Here is a 17,219-nt window from a genome sequence, read left to right as displayed (position 1 = left end):
GCGCCAGACTTTTTCCGAATCGACCATGACTTCCGCGCTTCTGATCATTGATGTCCAACATGCCCTATGCCACGGCGCAGATGCCGCTTTTGACATTGCGTCTGTGATTGATCGCATCAACCGTGTGTCAGCGAAGGCCCGTGCGGTGGGTGCTCCTGTGATCCTGATCCAGCACGAAGAGGCTGATGGGCCGCTGCAGCACGGTGCCGAGGGCTGGCAGCTCGATGCTCGCCTGCAGCTGTCGGATGCCGACCTGCGGCTTCACAAAACCGCCTGTGATTCGTTTTATAAGACGAACCTGCAGGACCTGCTGCTGTCACACACGGTGGATCACCTGGTGGTGTGTGGCCTGCAGAGCGAGTTTTGTGTGGACTCCACCGTGCGCGCCGCACTGGCCCGGGGCTACCCGGTGACCCTGGTGGCCGACGGCCACAGCACCGTGGACAACGCTGTGCTGACTGCGGCGCAGATTTCAGCCCACCACAACACCACGCTGGCCAACCTGGGCAGCTTTGGCCCACGCGTGACAGCAGTCCCGGCGGCTGAGATAGCCCTGAGCGCCTGAGCGCGTCAGCATTCCACGATATTCACGGCGAGCCCGCCGCGTGAGGTTTCCTTGTATTTGGTTTTCATGTCGGCGCCGGTCTCGCGCATGGTTTTGATAACCTTGTCGAGCGAGACCACATGCTGGCCGTCGCCCTGCAGCGCCATGCGCGCGGCGTTGATGGCCTTGACCGCGCCCATGGCATTGCGTTCGATACACGGCACCTGCACCAGGCCACCCACCGGGTCGCAGGTCAGGCCCAGGTTGTGCTCCATGCCAATCTCGGCGGCGTTTTCGACCTGCTCCGGCGTGCCGCCCATCACCGCGGCCAGGCCCGCAGCGGCCATCGAGCAGGCGACACCCACCTCACCTTGGCAACCCACCTCGGCGCCGCTGATCGAGGCGTTGAGTTTGTAGAGGATGCCGATGGCGGCGGCGGTCATCAGGAAGTTGTCCACATTGTCCTGGCCGCCTGCGCTGGTGTATTGGCGGCGCGACGGCAGCACAAAACGGTCGCAGTAATGCAGCACCGCCGGGATCACGCCCGCCGCGCCATTGGTCGGCGCGGTGACGACGCGGCCACCGGCGGCGTTTTCCTCGTTCACCGCAAAGGCGTAGACGTTGACCCAGTCCAGCACACTCAAGGGGTCGGCCAGCGTGCGCTCGGCACGTTCGCGCAACTGCGCGGCCAGCAGCGGGGCGCGGCGCTGCACTTTGTAGGGGCCGGGCAGGGTGCCGCTGTGGCTCAGGCCGCGTTGCACACACTCACGCATCACGCGCCAGATGGTGTGTAAGCCGCTGTGGATGGCCTCGTCACTGCGCCAGGTGCGCTCGTTGGCCCACATGACCTGGCTGATGCTCCAGTTGGTCTGCTTGCATATCGATAGCAACTTATCGCCGCTGGTAAAGGGGTAGGGCACTTTTTGGTACTCAGTCAGCACGGCCTCGTTGGCAGCGCCTGCGGTCACCACAAAACCGCCACCCACACTCAAATACTTGGCGGCTTTGAGTGTCTGGCCTTGAGCGTCAAGGGCTGTGAACTTCATGCCATTGGGGTGCTCGGCCAGGGCCTCGCGCCGGTACATCAGCACGTGTTCGCGCTCGATGAATGGAATCGGGTGTTGGCCCAGCACACTGAGTGAACGGCTGCTGCGCACACCGGCAATCAGGTCGGGCACTGCGTCCACATCCACCGTGTCGGGCGCGTGGCCCATCAGGCCCAGCATCACCGCCACGTCCGAGCCGTGGCCTTTGCCGGTGGCACCAAGCGAGCCGTAGAGTTCGCAGCAGATGCTGGTGGTCTGCGCCAACACACCCTCTGTTTGCAGCGCCGCCGCAAACAGGCGCGCGGCACGCATCGGCCCCACGGTGTGGGAACTGCTGGGGCCAATGCCCACTTTAAAAAGGTCAAAAACACTGATAGCCATGGGGTGATCTTAGGTGGGTTCAGCGCGGCGCTGAGAGCGTGCGCAGGTCGAGTTCATAAGCTTGGAGTCGGCTCACCAGCTGTTGCCGCTGCGCTGGGCTGGCGCTGTTGTGCAACTGGGCAAAGCTGGCGCAGTTGGCCTGGGTAAAGGCCGCGATCTGGGTGCGGTAGCTGGTGTTGGGCGAGTCGAGCAGGCGCTGTTGCAGGGCATGCAGCCGTGCCTGTGCCTGGCTGGCGCTGTCGCCACCCTGCACAAGCGCTTGCAGCGTTTGCCGCAGGTCCTGGTGGCGGCGCAGCATCTCGGCTTCGGCCTGCACCACGTCATAGGGGTTGGCCAGCACACTGCTGGTCAGCAGGCTGCGTTGTGAGTCGCTCAGGCGGCCGTAAAAACTTTCGCTGCGTTCGATCAGGCGTTCGGTGCGGCGCTTGGTCAGCTTGGCCGGGCTGATCTGCACCCACTCTTCGCGCCAGGCATGTTCTCGTTTGTCCAGCTGGTGGGCCAAGTGTTGCATTTGCGCGGGTGTGAGTTGACGCACCAGGGTGGCCAGGCCGGGCTCGGCCTGGGTCAGCACCACCTGCAGGTGCGCTTTGAGCTGGTCAATGACTTGGCAGGTGAACTGCGGTGTGGTGTCTTGCAAGGCCTGGGTCTGCAGCGAGGCCAGCAGCTTGGCCAGTTGTGGCAGCTCCTGGCTGCGGTGCCAGCTGTGCAGGGACTCCAGGTCACGGCGTAGGGCCACACTCTGGGCATCGTTGAGGTCAAAGTAACTGTCCACCCACCAATACGTCAGGCTGGGTAACTGGTCGTACCCCAGGCGCACCATGCTGCAGGCACCCAGCAGCAGCACGGTCAGCGTCACCAGCAGGGCGCGGATAATGCGAAAAAACGGCAATCGACTCAACGCGGAGCTTGGCATGGCAATCACTCAGACACTTTTTACAGACACACCGCTGGACGTGGTGATCATGGCAGCGGGCAAGGGCACCCGCATGAAAAGCAAACTGCCCAAAGTGTTGCATCTTTTGGCCGGGCGTGCCTTGGTGCAGCATGTGGTGGACACCGCGGCCGAGTTGCAGGCGCGCCAGGTGACCGTGATCACCGGTCACGGTGCTGCAGAAGTTGAAGCAGCTTTGTCAACAAAGACGAGGGCTGCAGGCCAATTGGATATTCATTTTGTGCGCCAAGAGCCGCAGCTTGGCACCGGCCATGCCATCCAGCAGGCGGTGCCGGTGTTGCGTGACGATGGTCTGGTGGTGGTGCTCTCGGGTGATGTGCCGCTGACCCAAGCCGACACCTTGACGCAGCTGATCAGCGCCTGCGCCGGTGACAAACTCGCGCTGCTGACCATCGACTTTGCTAACCCCACGGGTTACGGCCGCATCGTGCGCAAGGGCGACGCGGTGCAAGCCATCGTTGAGCAAAAAGACGCCAGCGCCGCGCAACTCAAGATCACCGAGGTTTACAGCGGCATCATGGCGGTGCCGGCCAAACAGCTCAAAAGCTGGCTGGCGCGGCTCGACAACAAAAACGCCCAGGGTGAGTACTACCTGACCGACATCGTCAAGTTTGCGGTGGCCGACGGTTTTCCGGTGGTGGCGCACAAGATCAGCGACGCGGCCCAGGTGGCCGGTGTCAACAGCCCGGTGCAGCTGGCTGAGCTGGAACGCACTTACCAAAAACGTGTGGCACTGCAGCTGATGGAGCAGGGTGTGCGCCTGGCTGACCCCGCGCGCCTGGATGTGCGCGGCACATTGACCTGTGCGCAGGACGTGGCCATTGATGTGAACTGTGTGTTTGAAGGTCAAGTCAGCCTGGGTGAGGGCGTCCAAGTTGGCCCCAACTGCGTGATCAAAAACGCCAGCATCGCCGCCGGTGCGGTGATCCACCCCTTCACCCACATCGAGGGGGGTGAGCCCGGCAGCAAAAACGCGGTGGAGGTCGGCGCGGGTGCGCTGATTGGACCGTTTGCCCGCCTGCGTCCCGGCGCCAAGCTGGGTGCCGAGGTGCACATCGGCAACTTTGTCGAGGTCAAGAACTCCACCCTGGCCAAAGGCGCCAAGGCCAACCACCTGGCTTACCTGGGTGACGCCACCGTGGGTGAACGTGTCAACTATGGCGCAGGCAGCATCACCGCCAACTACGACGGCGCCAACAAACACCGCACGGTGATCGAGGCCGACGTGCACATTGGCAGCAACTGTGTGCTGATTGCGCCGGTCACCATCGGCGCGGGTGGCACCGTGGGCGGCGGCTCGACCCTGTCCAAGGACGCGCCACCGCTGGCGCTCACCGTGGCGCGTGCGCGCCAGGTCAGCATCCCCAACTGGAAACGCCCAGCCAAGAAATGAGTGCGCCCAGCGAACAGCCCCATCCCCACCAACTGATCCAGGAACTGGCGCAGCTGCAGCGCCAGCTTGATGCCAGCCGCGCCGAATTGCAGGAATTTACCTACGTGGTGTCGCACGACCTGCGTGCACCACTGCGCCACATCCAAGCCTATGCCCAGATCATTGCCGAAGACTGGCCTGAGCTACCCGACGAGCTGGCCAGCCACCTGGGCACCATCCGCCAGTCGGCGCAGCTGCTGACCCGCCAGCTCGACGGCCTGGCCCAGCTGTCGCGGCTGGGGTCACAAGTGCTGGACCTGCAGCCAGTGTTTGTTGGTACGCTGGCGCGTGAGGTGGCAGATGAGTTGGCGGCACTGCACCCGGATGTCGATGTGTTGTGGCAACTGGCAGACGATGTGCCGCCAGTGCAGGCCGATCCGTGTCTGATGCGCCAAGTGTTGCAGCAGCTGCTGGGCAATGCCCTCAAATTCAGCCGGGGCCGGGCGCCGGTCCAGATTGCCCTGGGCTGGCAGCTTGAGCCCGCGCCATCTGCAGAGGCCGAGGCCGCTGCACCCGCAAGCATCCGCCTGACCCTGCGCGACAACGGTGTGGGTTTCCGGCCCGAGCAGGCGCAGGCGCTGTTCAAGGTGTTTGGCCGCTTGCATCCGGCGTGTGAATTTGAAGGCCTGGGGCTGGGCCTGCTGTTATGCCGCCGTATCCTGGAGCGCCTGGGTGGCGCAATCCAGATCACCGCCACGCCAGACCAAGGCTGCGAGGTGACGGTGTGCCTGCCTGTGGCACCGGATATCTCTTAAATCCATAGCTTCTGGCCCTTGTTATATAAGGGCTAGAGGCCGAAAAGGCTTATAAGTTAGAGCGATTCGGGTAAAGGCAGGCTCGCACCAAACTTGCTGCGTTTGAGGCTGAAGAAACTCTTCACATTGCGCACATTGGCATCTGCGGTGAACAGCTGCTGGGTCAGCGCCAGGTAGTCGGGCATGTTGGCGGCGTGCACCACCAGGCAGAAGTCCGGCCCAGGGGAAACGCGGTAACACTGCTGCACCGCATCGATGGGTGCCACCCGCTGCTCAAAGGCCTCCAGCGCGGCCTGGTCCTGGCGGTCCAGCGTGATCTCCACCACGGCGGTGAGCCCGTGGCCAAGCTCGCTGGCGAGTTTGTCGGTGCTGAGCACCGCGATCTCGCGCTCGATCAAGCCGGTATCTTTGAGGCGTTTGACCCGGCGCAGGCAGGTGGGCGGCGACACATGGACCCGCTCGGCCAGTTCCTGGTTAGACAAAGCCGTGTTGGTTTGCAGCTGGGCGAGTAACTGCAGATCGATGTTGTCGAGTGTCAGGGCGCTCATGGGGCGGGTCGCTTCAAGAGTTTTTGGCGCAACATGGGCCACAGCAGGTTGAGCGCCAGCCCGGCCATTACCAGCGCGGCAGCACCCAGTTTCCAGGGCGGCAGGCTCTCGCCGAGCCACCAGGCCGAACATCCCATGCCAAACAGCGGCACCAGCAGCGCCATCGGGGTGATGGTGGCCGCGCTGTAGCGGCTCAGCAGCCAGCCCCAGGCGGCGTAACCAAAGATCGAGTTGCCCCAGGCCTGCCAGGCCACGGCGGCCCAGGCCACCGCATCGGCATGTTGCAGCCCGGCCAACAGCGCGGGCCAGCCCTCTACCCACAGTGACAAAACAGCCAGCGGCGGCACCGCAAACAGACTGGACCACACCACATACGCCACCATGTTGATGCGCCCGGCAGCGCGGCTCACCAGGTTGCCACCGGCCCAGGACAAGGCTGCCAGCAACACCAGCCCCAGGCCCAGCAGGGTGGTGCTGCCGTCGGTGTGGACCACGATCACCCCCAGGCCACCGGCCGCCAGCAGCAGCGCCAGCCATTGCACCCGCTGCAGCGTTTCACCCGCCAGCGCCATGGCCAGCCCGATCGTGAAAAACACTTGAACCTGGATCACCAGCGAGGCCAGCCCCGGCGAAATGTGCCCGTTCATCGCCACAAACAGCAGCCCAAACTGCCCCACACCAATCAGCAGCCCGTAGGCCGCCAGATTGCGCCAGGGCACCGCCGGGCGCGGTATCAAAAACACCATCGGCACCACCACCATGAGGAAGCGCAGCGTGGCAAACAGCAGCGGCGGCATCTGGCCCAGCGCCAGCTTGATCACCACAAAATTGCTGCCCCAGACCGCCACCACGGCCAGCGCCAGCAAAAAATGGCGCAGAGAGAGTGATTTATTCATTCATGAAAACTCTATTTATGAAATATTTAAACACACATCTTGTTTTGTGAAATTTTGAGTCAAATAGTGTGACAAATAGACTGCATATTTCTTGTGTGAGCTTCTACGATGCAGCCCATCACTTTTTTGGAGCAGCTCATGTGTGGCATCGTCGGTGCAGTATCCCAGCAAAACATCGTTCCCATTCTGGTGCAGGGCTTGTCCCGGCTGGAGTACCGGGGTTATGACTCTTGTGGTGTGGCGGTGTACGCCAACGGCCTGCAGCGCGCCCGTAGCACCGCCCGTGTGTCGGAGCTGATGGACCAGATCGCCACCACCCATCTGGAGGGCACCACCGGTATCGCCCACACCCGCTGGGCGACCCACGGTGCCCCGGCAGTGCACAACGCCCACCCGCATTTCAGCCATGGCCCAGGGGCTGACGCCGCCAGCCGCCCCGGTCGTATTGCGCTGGTGCACAACGGCATCATTGAAAACCATGACGAGCTGCGTGCCAGCCTGCAGGCCAAGGGATATGTGTTTCAGAGCCAGACCGACACCGAAGTCATCGCCCACCTGGTCGACAGCCTGTATGACGGTGATGTGTTTGAGGCCGTCAAAGCCGCGCTGGGCTCGCTGCGTGGTGCCTACGCCATTGCGGTGTTCTGCAAGGACGAGCCGCATCGCCTGATTGGCGCCCGCGCCGGCTCGCCGCTGATTCTGGGTGTGGGGCCAGACCACCAGGCGCACTACCTTGCCAGTGATGCGATGGCGCTGGCCGGTGTCACCGACCAGATCGTGTACTTGGAAGAGGGCGACGTGGTCGACATCCAGCTTGGCAAATACTGGCTGGTGGACAAGGCCTTCAAACCCCTCACGCCCGCCCAGCGCCCGGTCAAAACCGTGCATGCCCACAGTGGCGCGGCCGAGTTGGGCCCGTACCGCCACTACATGCAAAAAGAGATTTTTGAGCAGCCGCGCGCCATTGCCGACACGCTCGAAGGTGTCAACCACATCCAGCCCGAGCTGTTTGACGGCGCAAACGCCAGCGCTGCCCGCGTGTTCAAAGAGATTGACTCGGTACTGATCCTGGCCTGTGGCACCAGCTACTACAGCGGCTGCGCCGCCAAGTACTGGCTCGAGAGCATTGCCAAGATCCCGACCCAGGTCGAGGTGGCCAGCGAATACCGTTACCGCGACTCGGTGCCCAACCCACGCACCCTGGTGGTCACCATCAGCCAGTCGGGCGAAACCGCCGATACCCTGGCCGCGCTGCGCCATGCACAAAGCCTGGGCACCCAACACACCCTGACCATTTGCAACGTGTCCACAAGCGCCATGGTGCGCGAGTGTGAGCTGGCCTACATCACCCGCGCTGGCGTCGAGATAGGTGTGGCCTCTACCAAGGCCTTCACCGCGCAACTGGCCGGGCTGTTTTTGCTGACGCTGGCGCTGGCGCAATCCCGTGGCCTGCTCAGCGAGGCTGAGGAAGTGCGCCACATCAAGGCCATGCGCCACCTGCCCGCCGCGTTGCAGTCTGTGCTGGCGCTGGAGCCGCAGGTGATCGCCTGGGCGCAAGACTTTGCCGCCAAGGAAAACGCGCTGTTCCTGGGCCGAGGGCTGCACTACCCGATTGCGCTGGAAGGCGCCCTCAAGCTCAAAGAAATCAGCTACATCCACGCCGAGGCCTACCCGGCCGGTGAACTCAAACACGGCCCGCTGGCACTGGTGACCAGCGCCATGCCGGTGGTCACCGTGGCGCCCAACGACGCGCTACTGGAAAAGCTCAAGAGCAACATGCACGAGGTGCGTGCACGGGGTGGTGTGTTGTATGTACTGGCCGACGCCGACTCCAAGATTGAAAGCGCCGAGGGCCTGCATGTGATTCGTATGCCTGAAAACTACGGTGAACTGTCACCCATGCTGCACGTGGTTCCACTGCAATTGCTGGCGTACCACACCGCTTGTGCACGCGGGACGGATGTTGATAAGCCGCGTAATTTGGCGAAGTCGGTGACGGTGGAGTAGGTGTGACCGGTCTTCCGCGTAGTTAAAGTCGTAAACAAAATAAATTATTGCTTCTTCAGCAGGTGACAGTAGTGCCTGCTGTGGGCTAGGGGCGGACCTCGGTTACACGAGCGCTCCCGTCTTGGTCCCAATCGAAGATGGAACTGGAATATACAGTTGTGTTTCTCACAAGAAAACCGTCATGTTTGGGTTTCGCTCGTTGGCTATGAACAGTCCAGCGCTCAGATATGTAAGCTCGTCAGACATCGCATCAACCACGATGACAATGCTTTTTTCCACGTAAGGAGTCTCAAAAGATGCTTTTGCAATGTTCTGTGAGTCCGCTCCGTAGCCCACTCCATCGCTACGCTTTACCAGAAAGGCAAGTGCTTGTTTCATTCCAGCCGGAGGAATGCTCAATATGGCGTCGTGGTCGTCCTTGGGCATCTTCCCGACCTTTACTTTCGCGCTGATTTTCCGAACGCGCCGTTCAATGGTCCTTTGATCGGTAGGTGACACTGAGAGCAAGGCACACGCTATCTCGCTCCATCCGGGGTGCTTTCTTTTAGATAGCTGCTCGCAAAGGCGCGTGAACCAAGCGGAAATATTGGGCTGAGGTTTTGGAATCCGAATACCTTCATCGAGCAGCGTGTAGTAGCGGTCTACTTTCTTCGAGTAGCCGGTCAGCAAAAAGGTGTTGCGCTCCTTGCTCATAGCGCCAACGTCCAGCGATGTGTCCAAGTAGAAGCCAAGCATATCGAGCTCGTCCCCTATCGTATTGATCTTAAAAAGAAGCTCAGCGCGACGGCGCAAGTAATGCAGACGGACATGTGGCTCGTCAAAGAGGTCGAGCACGGTTTCCAGGTCGGCCAGAGACATGCATGGAGCTAAGGGAAACGTATTTTTGAGGACATCCGCCTCGGCGAGCATTCCGGGAACGCTTTGAAGAGTGGCAAAGTCATGGAGCGTGACCGAAAGACGCACGACGCAGGTTATTCCTTCCATTGGCAGGGGAAACCGAAGCTGAGTGGGTCTACCGCCCCGCACACGTTCAATGTCTTCTTGCAGGCGCTGGGCGAGCTTTCCCGATTGGTCGGAGGGCTCGACAATCAAAGTGCGTATATGGTCAATCATTCTTGCTGGCGCGCCTCTGAGGGCAGGCCAGGAAACCTTCCCGGACTTCGCTTCCACGAGCAATATCGTTGTGTCATAGCGAATCACCAGATCGCTTTCAAACTGCTGGCTGCCTTCTCTCCACTTAAACCCGCGACTGAGCTGAGCGCCAGGAAGTCCCTTTTCGAATAGGGCTGCCACTTCGTCTTCGAGGAACGACGCCCGTGCCAAGCTCAGCTTCTTTGCCAGATCTGGATACGGGTGAATCAATTCGTCCACGATGGGGAAAACAAAACTCATGAGCGTCTGAGGAAGCGCACAGAAATAGCTATTGCGGCTGAAGTAGATAAGGGGCCTGAGCCAAACAGGGTTGTCGAGAAATAGCGCTTCTGGGTCAACTTCGTCCAAGTCGCCTAGGCCTATGCTGAGCCAATTGAAAAAAGTGCCAAGAACCTTGGGGTCGACGTTATGCTCTGGCCCGAGTTTTTCGCAATCGATGATGAGAAGCTGCGCGACTAGCCTATCGGTCATTGCAAGAATGCGGCCAAACGCCTCTTGCATGGACACACCAGGTGCAGTGAGCCGGGCTCTAAACTCAGCGAGTTCGCCGTGGAACTCAGGGTACGCCGCAAAGAACGCATCCACCATGGCGCCTTGGGATGGCTTGCGAGCAAATGCCTGATGGATTTTTTCGCGATGATCGTTGATTCGATCTTCTTGTTGGCGAACTAGGCTTTCGAATATGTCGATGACTTTAGTGAGTTTGAGTCCAAAAACTCGGCTAAATGGTTCGTCGATGCGTTCAAATAGTGCCCTCGAGATTCTCGTAACGTTCTTGAAATACCCCCAGTTCCGCACAACTGAAGTGTGCCCACGAATGAATTCCTGTACTCCAGCGATCGCCATGCGATTTTGGGAAGTGATTTCATTCTCTCCTTCTGCAGCAACTCCTGGGTGGCGAATGAGTTGTGAAGCTTCAAAAAGCGCAGGTATCCAGTCGAAGTAGTTTTGGATATCGGGAGGGGCTGGGAAGTGGCTGTTCTCAAGATCAATTGGGTGTCGCAAGCACAGAGCCTGCAAATACTCCACGTGGCCTTGCTGAATTCTCGGCTTCCAACCCTTGCCGACTGCTTTGTCCTGCCTTTCCGCCGCCCCCATTAGCCCGTAGGTGGACATCAACGCAACTGAGTGCAGGGGGGCAAGCCTGGATACGCTTTCGAGAAGCTTTGGCAGGAGCTCAGCATACTTGGCTTTGCTTCTAGCTACAGATTCCAATACGAATTGCCGACGTATGTTAGAAGGCAAGCCATTCAGAGGATGGCCAACCATAAAGGGCCCCCGCGCGGAATTCGATTTCGCCTTTTTTGGCTTGCGTGGATTTTTCTTCTTGACCATCATCCTCTCCGTCTGATTTTCGGGACAGTATGCCCTGGACTTTTCCCGGTTCGATAGATGAGCCAGGTATGTGCGTGGGAGATGCCAGACTTAGGCTGGCCATTCGAACCAGTAATTTGCGTCCTGACGAATGGGCTTCACCGCCGTCCATTTCGTTGAAGCCTTGCGCTAACACTGGTCAATGGCCTATTGCAGAACGACAGTAACGGGGCGACTGCTGTTCCGCGCAATTCAAGTCGTCAACACAACAACTTTCATTGTTTCAGCAGGTGACAGCAGCGCCAGCTGTGGCCAGTTGGGGGTCGTCGCCAATGACTGATGTCGGTCAGCAGGCTTGGCCCCGCTCAATCCTCGATGCTCACACCTAAGGCAGCCAGCTTCTTGGCATACGAGTCCCTGCGTTTGGCTGCTTTTGCCGCTGCTTCGGTGGCCGCTTGGATGGCCTTGGGGCCCTTTTGCGCAGCAGCTTTGATCAATCCAAATTTGTGATCAGCATCTGCCTGCGCCCGCTTGAATGTGGCGATGAGTTCGGCATGGGCAACGGATGGATTCACGGGTACTCCCTTATCTGATGGCGCATTTTTTGAGTTGTTTCGCACCCCATACCGTGACAGCCAGGATCAGGCCAAGTGGCTTGGAGTGATTGGCTTTTTAGGGTGGGCAGGCCATTCGTTGGTGTCATCACCTTTCAAGTTTGACGTGGGTGCGCAGTAAGGCTGTTCTCAATTCGCGAGTAGCAGGTTTTGAAACGTCCACCTGTTGAACAGCCAGGTCGAACGGTGAGCCTGGCCGGATGCTGGTTGGCAGTATCTTTTTGGTGGGATTTGCAGCGGGGTAGGTGCCCTGACCCGGACACATGCGAACGGAAAAACCGAACTCATCGAGCACGCCTTTTGCATACAACTCCGCCAGTTGTTGAAACGTCACGAAGGTTGATCGTTTCACTTCTTTGAGCCCTGGCTCACGAATGTCACGAACGATCTCGAATTTGCCCAGCGTGTCTCGCTGCGTATCGGTAAACGGATGCAGCACGAAAGTCTGCCGCACCCCATTCTGTTTGGACACCCGTGTGTGCTCGACGGCGATATCAGTTAGAAGCATCTTGTTTTCCTTTTCTTTGAAACCCGCAGCTTGCCTGGTCGCATCGGGGTCTGACGGCCATCATATCGAGACCAATGCCAAACATGCCTCTGGCAAAAGCTCAAAGCTTGGCGCTGAAGCTGGCCTGCACGGGGTGACCTTCGCAGGGTCTTGTATCGAGGTGGCTATCGCGATATCTGCGATGCCGCAAAGGTCTAACGCCTCGGCGCGAACTGGCAATAAAAAAGGGGAGCCGTCTGGCTCCCCTTCACTTGCAACCAAAGAATCAGGCCAGCACAGTCTTCAGGTAGGCCGCAATGGCATCATCCTGGCAATTGGCGAAGAAATATTCCTGGAACTTGTCGCCAGCGATGGCGGCCTTCAACAGGTCTTGGTCGATTTCTTTCAGGACGGTCAGCATGTCCTTGCAGGAAACGGCCTTCACTTGCGACAAGATGCCCCGGTTTTTGGCCATGATGGCTGCGCGCTCTTTGGGGTAGCCCAGACCGCGCTCGCCTTCAAACAGTTTGCGATAACAATCTTGCAGGTTCAGTTCGGCAGCCCAGCCAAAGCCTTTGGCGTAGGGCATCGAGATGGCATTGCCATCGTTGATCTGGCCAAACAGGAAGGCGTCCGTCGGGTCGATCACCAGGCCGCACTGCACGCCGGGCATGGCGTTACAGGCCAGCATGGCGCCCATACCGGTACCACAGCCAGTCACCACAAAATCAGCAGCCTTGGAGTTGAGCAAAATGGCGGCCAGTACACCGTTCATCACGTAGGTGAGCTGAGCCTTGTCATCAGCCGCGTACATGCCGTAGTTGAAAACGGTGTGTCCCATGGGCTCGACGACAGTCTTGAGTGCATTGAAGATGATCTCGTTCTTGGCAGCTTGGCTGTTTTCATTGATCAGGGCGATTTTCATTGTCATTGCTTTCATGCAGATTAAATAGCAGCCGATTTTACGTGGCTCACCTTTTTCCAGATGAACCAAAACGCTGTTCTTTGCCAGCACCCTAGAAGGCGGTGCGGTTGCCGACCGTATTCAGGCCGGACCACCAAGGCGTCCTAGATCAAACCGCTGTGGGTCTGCCCGACGCGCGCTATGTTGTGCCGATGACGCTGCCAGCGTCGCATCAGCAAGTGGTACGCCGGTTGCAATCGCTACTGAGCTGCCAGTTTCCAGCGTTGTGTGCGACGGGACAAAAACTCAAATGCGCAGTCCGTGGTAATGGCAAGAAGACCCGTGAGCAGGGCGCCTTGCAGAACGTAGGGCGTATTAAAACCACTCAGACCAATGATGATCGGCGAACCCAGGTTTTGGGCACCCACAGTAGCGGCTATGGCAGCGGTGCCGATATTGATCGTGACCGAGGTGCGTATCCCCGCCAGAATCACTGGCGCTGCCAGCGGCAATTCTACAGATCGAAAGACCTGCCACTGGCTCAAGCCCAGGCCCCTGGCCGCATCCACCACAGCTTCCGGCGTGGAGTCCAGCCCCGCGATCACCGCTTGCAACATCGGCAACAGACCGTATAGAGCCAGTGCAATGTAGGCAGGCCGTTCGCCAAATCCGATCAGAGGGACTGCCAATGCCAGCACGGCCACCGGCGGGAAGGTTTGGCCCATGGCCACCAGCGACTCCACCGTGCTTTGGTACTCGCGCCCACCCGCGCGAGTGACCCAGATGCCTGCAGCCAGCGCCAATACCAAGGCAGAACCGCTAGAAACCAGCACCAGCGCCACATGGGCGCCCAACAAATTGATGAAAGACTCTTGCCGGTACATGGGCCGTTCTTGCATGGCAAACAAGTGGTGAAATACCGGCTCCAACTCCGTCATGAACAGCGCAAGCAGGATGAGCAGCGTGACCAGAACGACCGTCGTTCTCAGGCTGTTGTCTTTTGCTGCCCGTTTGTTCATGCGGACTGATCCTTGGTTGGATCTGCATCTTTTCGGGGGAGCAAGAGATCGGAGAAGTGCATTTCTCCGGCGTGGCTGCCGTTGGTGTTGATCACTGGCAGGATCGGCGTGCCTTGCACGATGAAGGCAGAAAGTGCCTCTCTCAGACTGGCGTCAACGGAAATTGCTTTGCCAACCGTTGGACGTCCTGGACGCAGATGTTCGCGGACGGACCCGAGCCCCAAGCGCTTGATGCCCAACTCTGCCCGACCCAGGAAGTCCACAACAAAATCACTGGCCGGGTGTGAGAACAATTCAAGCGGTGTGCCATCTTGAACAATTTGCCCGTCCTTCAATAACACCACGCGGCTGGCAAGAAAGAGCGCTTCATCGATGTCGTGGGTGACCATCACAATGGTTTTGCCTGCAAGCGCATGAATGCGCTTGAGTTCTCGCTGCATCACGATGCGGGTCACCGGGTCCAGTGCGCCAAAGGGCTCATCCATCAACAGAATCTCTGGGTCAGCAGCCAGGGCACGGGCGACACCTACACGCTGTTGTTGACCACCCGACAGTTCATGCGGGTAGCGTTTGGCGAACTCAGCGTGTGGCAACTGCAGCAGCTCCAGAAGCTCATGAACCCGAGCTCTGATTTTGTCTTTGGGCCAGGCCAGCAAGCGCGGCACGGTAGCGATATTTTTTTCGACAGTCCAATGCGGGAACAAGCCCACCGACTGAATGGCATACCCCATGCGCCTGCGCAAATCTTCGGGTTTGAAATCACGGATCTCGCGGCCCGCGAAGCGGATGCGGCCCCGGTCATGCTCCACCAAGCGGTTGATCATGCGCAAGGTGGTGGACTTGCCCGAGCCCGACGGCCCAATCAGGACCACAAACTCGCCTTGCCCAATCGACAAATTCAGATCGGTAACGGCAGGATGGCCACCATAAACCTTGCTCACATTGTCAAATTCAATCATGACCTAGCCCCGAATCCATTGGCGGGAGATGGCCGTCAGCATGATGAAAATACCGTTGGCCAGCCAGGTCAGCACCACGATGGGGATCACGGCCAGCACCACCAGATCCAGCGCGCTGCTAAACAAGCCCTCAAACATCAAAGAACCGAGTCCGCCCGCACCAATCAGGGCGGCAACTGCGGTCAAGCCAATGGTCTGGATCAGCATCACTTTCAGACCCGACAGAATCACCGGAAACGCCAGCGGCAACTCTACCTGCCAGAACAATTGGCTGTTTGACAAGCCCATGGCTTTGCCGGATTCGGTCAAGGCCTTTGGCAGTTGGCTGAGTCCTTCGCTGGTGCTTCGTGTCAAAGGCAGCAGCGAGTACAAGGTCAATGCCATCACAGCGGGTGCCAGTCCTATTCCCTGTAAACCCCAGGCAGGCAGCAATGGGAACAACTTTCCAAACCACGCCAGCACAGCGATCAACAGGCCGAACAGGGCAATGGAAGGAATGGTCTGGACAAGGTTCAACAGGGGAAAGACTCGGCTGGCCCAAGCGGGATGTCGGTGAATGGCCACCCCCAGGGGCAAACCCATCACCAAGGTGAAAAAGGTGACGAGGGTGATGATGTGAATATGTTGCCCAAGTGCTCGCCAAAAATCGTCTTGGCGGTTGGCGAATTCTTTGAGTAGAGACAGGCTGTCAAGTGTGCCGTGGGCCAGCAGCCCCGCCAACCCTGCAAGCACCGTCAACCAGTAGAGGTAGCGTGCCCATGTTGTGGCCTGAACACGCCGCAAGGCATCGTTTGCGGCTAGCCATGCGATCAGTACCGTCAGCCAGTAGCCACTCGACAAAGCAATGCGGCCCAAACCGTCGGTCTGTGTGTTTGCTGCGGCGGCAAATTGCCCCGACATGGCAGTCAGACACCACCAGCCAGAAGCAAGAGCCGCCAATACAAGTGCAGAAAAAAATCTCTGCCAAGACCTGTGGCAGAGTCCAACCATGGCGACGACGGTGACAAAGCTTAGCGCCAGCAGGCTCTCTTTCCAGAGAGAGCCCGTTGACTCAGAAACTGTCCAAAGGCTCAGCCCGTGGCCGCTAAGCAAACGGTTTGGTGCCGCACTGACAAGCGGCAGGCCAGTCAGAACCAGCAAGGCAAGCAGCACCAATATCACCAGAGAAGACGGTTTGGAGAAACGCGACATGGGTGCAGACATTGGCCATGCTCAGCTCTTGAGAAGGCCTTTGGCTTTCAAGTAATCGGCAGCAACTTTTTTGGCATCCTGGCCTTCAAGCGCAATCTTCGCATTGAGGGACTGCAGTGTTGGGCCGTCCAAGGTTTTGAAGACAGGCGCCAATATGTCTTTTATTTTGGGGTTCTTTGCAAGGACGGACGCGCGAATGATGGGTGCCGGTGCGTAAACAGGTTGGATGCCCTTGGGGTCATCAAGAATCACCAATCCCAGTGCGGCAACGGGCCCATCCGTTCCATAGGCCATTGCCGCGTTCACGCCAGAGGTGTTTTCGGCGGCCGCCTTGATCGTCACGGACGTGTCACCGCCCGCCAGGGTTAGCAGCTGATCCTGACTGAGCTTGAAGCCGTAGGCGGTCTGGAAAGCGGGGAGGGCGTCCGAGCGTTCAATGAATTCAGCCGATGCGGCAAGCTTGAACTTGCCGCCACTGGACAACCAGCGGCCCAAGTCTGCCAGCGTCTTGAGCTTGTTGGTGTTGGCCACGTCTTTGCGGATCGCAATGGCCCAGGTGTTGTTGGCTGGTGCCGCAGCCAGCCAGGTAATCTTGTTCGTCTCAGAGTCGAGCTTGTTGACCAGATCAAAACCAGCTTGGGCATTTCTCCAGGCAGGATTTTTCTCGTCCGAGAAAAAGAAGGCACCATTGCCGGTGTATTCGGGATAGATGTCGATTTCCCCGGCGACGAGGGCACTGCGCACTATTTTTGTATTGCCCAGGCGTACCTTGTTTTCGGTTTTGATGCCATGCGCTTCTAGTACCTGAACAATGATGTTGCCGAGTAATGCACCTTCTGTGTCGATTTTGGAGCCGACGCGCACTGGTGTTTCTTGTGCCCAGGCAGACGTTATGAGCAGCGCTGACGCCAACGAAACCAAGGTCAACGCCCGACGTGAAATTGAAGCTGTCATGTTGTGTCCTTGTTGAAGTGAAATACATCGGAATCGAACCAGGCCGCCGCAAACGGTAGCGAAT

Annotated in this window: 16 protein-coding genes; 4 read left to right on the top strand and 12 right to left on the bottom strand. The window is 59.0% G+C overall.

Annotated features, from left to right (window positions below):
• Positions 1-25 precede the first annotated feature (25 nt).
• Entirely contained in the window at positions 26-565 is a 540-nt protein-coding gene (locus tag RF819_RS07055; RefSeq protein ID WP_078364327.1) for a cysteine hydrolase family protein, read from the top strand.
• A 5-nt stretch (positions 566-570) separates the two neighbouring features.
• Here RF819_RS07055 and RF819_RS07050 read toward each other — a convergent pair whose 3' ends face one another.
• Both RF819_RS07050 and RF819_RS07045 read right to left on the bottom strand, forming a co-directional pair.
• Positions 571-1,971 carry an L-serine ammonia-lyase gene (locus RF819_RS07050; RefSeq protein WP_078364326.1) on the bottom strand — a complete coding sequence of 467 codons (1,401 nt, stop codon included), beginning with the start codon at positions 1,969-1,971 and terminating at the stop codon, positions 571-573.
• A 19-nt stretch (positions 1,972-1,990) separates the two neighbouring features.
• Positions 1,991-2,884 carry a DUF6279 family lipoprotein gene (locus tag RF819_RS07045; protein WP_143541624.1) on the bottom strand — a complete coding sequence of 298 codons (894 nt, stop codon included), beginning with the start codon at positions 2,882-2,884 and terminating at the stop codon, positions 1,991-1,993.
• Between RF819_RS07045 and glmU the strand changes: the two genes are divergently transcribed.
• Together glmU and RF819_RS07035 are read left to right on the top strand one after the other, a co-directional pair.
• Positions 2,883-4,316 carry a bifunctional UDP-N-acetylglucosamine diphosphorylase/glucosamine-1-phosphate N-acetyltransferase GlmU gene (glmU, locus tag RF819_RS07040; RefSeq protein ID WP_078364324.1) on the top strand — a complete coding sequence of 478 codons (1,434 nt, stop codon included), beginning with the start codon at positions 2,883-2,885 and terminating at the stop codon, positions 4,314-4,316. The two genes, RF819_RS07045 and glmU, sit on opposite strands and share 2 nt — an antisense overlap.
• Complete coding sequence (locus RF819_RS07035) at positions 4,313-5,110, top strand: sensor histidine kinase (RefSeq protein ID WP_078364323.1); 798 nt, start codon at positions 4,313-4,315, stop codon at positions 5,108-5,110. The genes glmU and RF819_RS07035 overlap by 4 nt, the downstream gene beginning before the upstream one ends.
• 56 nt (positions 5,111-5,166) lie before the next feature.
• On the opposite strand, the gene RF819_RS07030 is transcribed toward RF819_RS07035, so the two are convergent.
• Positions 5,167-5,658: an Lrp/AsnC family transcriptional regulator gene (locus RF819_RS07030; protein ID WP_078364322.1), complete on the bottom strand. Its 492-nt coding sequence runs from the start codon at positions 5,656-5,658 to the stop codon at positions 5,167-5,169.
• Positions 5,655-6,554 (bottom strand): EamA family transporter, encoded by a 900-nt coding sequence (locus tag RF819_RS07025; protein WP_078364321.1) that lies wholly within the window; start codon positions 6,552-6,554, stop codon positions 5,655-5,657. The genes RF819_RS07030 and RF819_RS07025 overlap by 4 nt, the downstream gene beginning before the upstream one ends.
• Positions 6,555-6,692: 138 nt before the next feature.
• Between RF819_RS07025 and glmS the strand changes: the two genes are divergently transcribed.
• The gene (gene glmS / locus RF819_RS07020) at positions 6,693-8,561 is read left to right on the top strand and encodes a glutamine--fructose-6-phosphate transaminase (isomerizing) (RefSeq protein WP_078366816.1); all 1,869 of its coding nucleotides are present in this window, start codon (positions 6,693-6,695) and stop codon (positions 8,559-8,561) included.
• Positions 8,562-8,726: 165 nt separating this feature from the next.
• Here the strand turns inward: glmS and RF819_RS07015 are convergent, their stop codons facing one another.
• From RF819_RS07015 to osmF, 8 genes are all read right to left on the bottom strand, one after another.
• On the bottom strand, positions 8,727-11,048 hold the full coding sequence (locus RF819_RS07015; RefSeq protein WP_143541623.1) for a hypothetical protein: 2,322 nt from the start codon (positions 11,046-11,048) through the stop codon (positions 8,727-8,729).
• A gap of 344 nt (positions 11,049-11,392) precedes the next feature.
• The gene (locus RF819_RS07010; protein ID WP_078364319.1) at positions 11,393-11,602 is read right to left on the bottom strand and encodes a hypothetical protein; all 210 of its coding nucleotides are present in this window, start codon (positions 11,600-11,602) and stop codon (positions 11,393-11,395) included.
• Between the two features lie 127 nt (positions 11,603-11,729).
• Complete coding sequence (locus tag RF819_RS07005; protein ID WP_078364318.1) at positions 11,730-12,149, bottom strand: hypothetical protein; 420 nt, start codon at positions 12,147-12,149, stop codon at positions 11,730-11,732.
• 265 nt (positions 12,150-12,414) lie between these two features.
• Positions 12,415-13,059: an RpiB/LacA/LacB family sugar-phosphate isomerase gene (locus RF819_RS07000; RefSeq protein ID WP_274610619.1), complete on the bottom strand. Its 645-nt coding sequence runs from the start codon at positions 13,057-13,059 to the stop codon at positions 12,415-12,417.
• 233 nt (positions 13,060-13,292) lie between these two features.
• Positions 13,293-14,051: an ABC transporter permease gene (locus RF819_RS06995; protein ID WP_078364316.1), complete on the bottom strand. Its 759-nt coding sequence runs from the start codon at positions 14,049-14,051 to the stop codon at positions 13,293-13,295.
• Entirely contained in the window at positions 14,048-15,010 is a 963-nt protein-coding gene (locus RF819_RS06990) for an ABC transporter ATP-binding protein (RefSeq protein ID WP_078364315.1), read from the bottom strand. The genes RF819_RS06995 and RF819_RS06990 overlap by 4 nt, the downstream gene beginning before the upstream one ends.
• Before the next feature lie 3 nt (positions 15,011-15,013).
• Complete coding sequence (locus tag RF819_RS06985) at positions 15,014-15,910, bottom strand: ABC transporter permease (RefSeq protein WP_158081244.1); 897 nt, start codon at positions 15,908-15,910, stop codon at positions 15,014-15,016.
• Between the two features lie 312 nt (positions 15,911-16,222).
• A complete protein-coding gene (osmF, locus tag RF819_RS06980) occupies positions 16,223-17,155 on the bottom strand; it encodes a glycine betaine ABC transporter substrate-binding protein OsmF (RefSeq protein ID WP_078364313.1) in 933 nt (310 codons plus the stop codon).
• Positions 17,156-17,219 lie beyond the last annotated feature (64 nt).

Source organism: Rhodoferax fermentans (assembly GCF_002017865.1).
Classification (GTDB): Bacteria; Pseudomonadota; Gammaproteobacteria; order Burkholderiales; family Burkholderiaceae_C; genus Rhodoferax; species Rhodoferax fermentans.
Note: the sequence above shows the minus strand (reverse complement) of the source record. Positions and strands in the feature narration are given on the sequence as shown.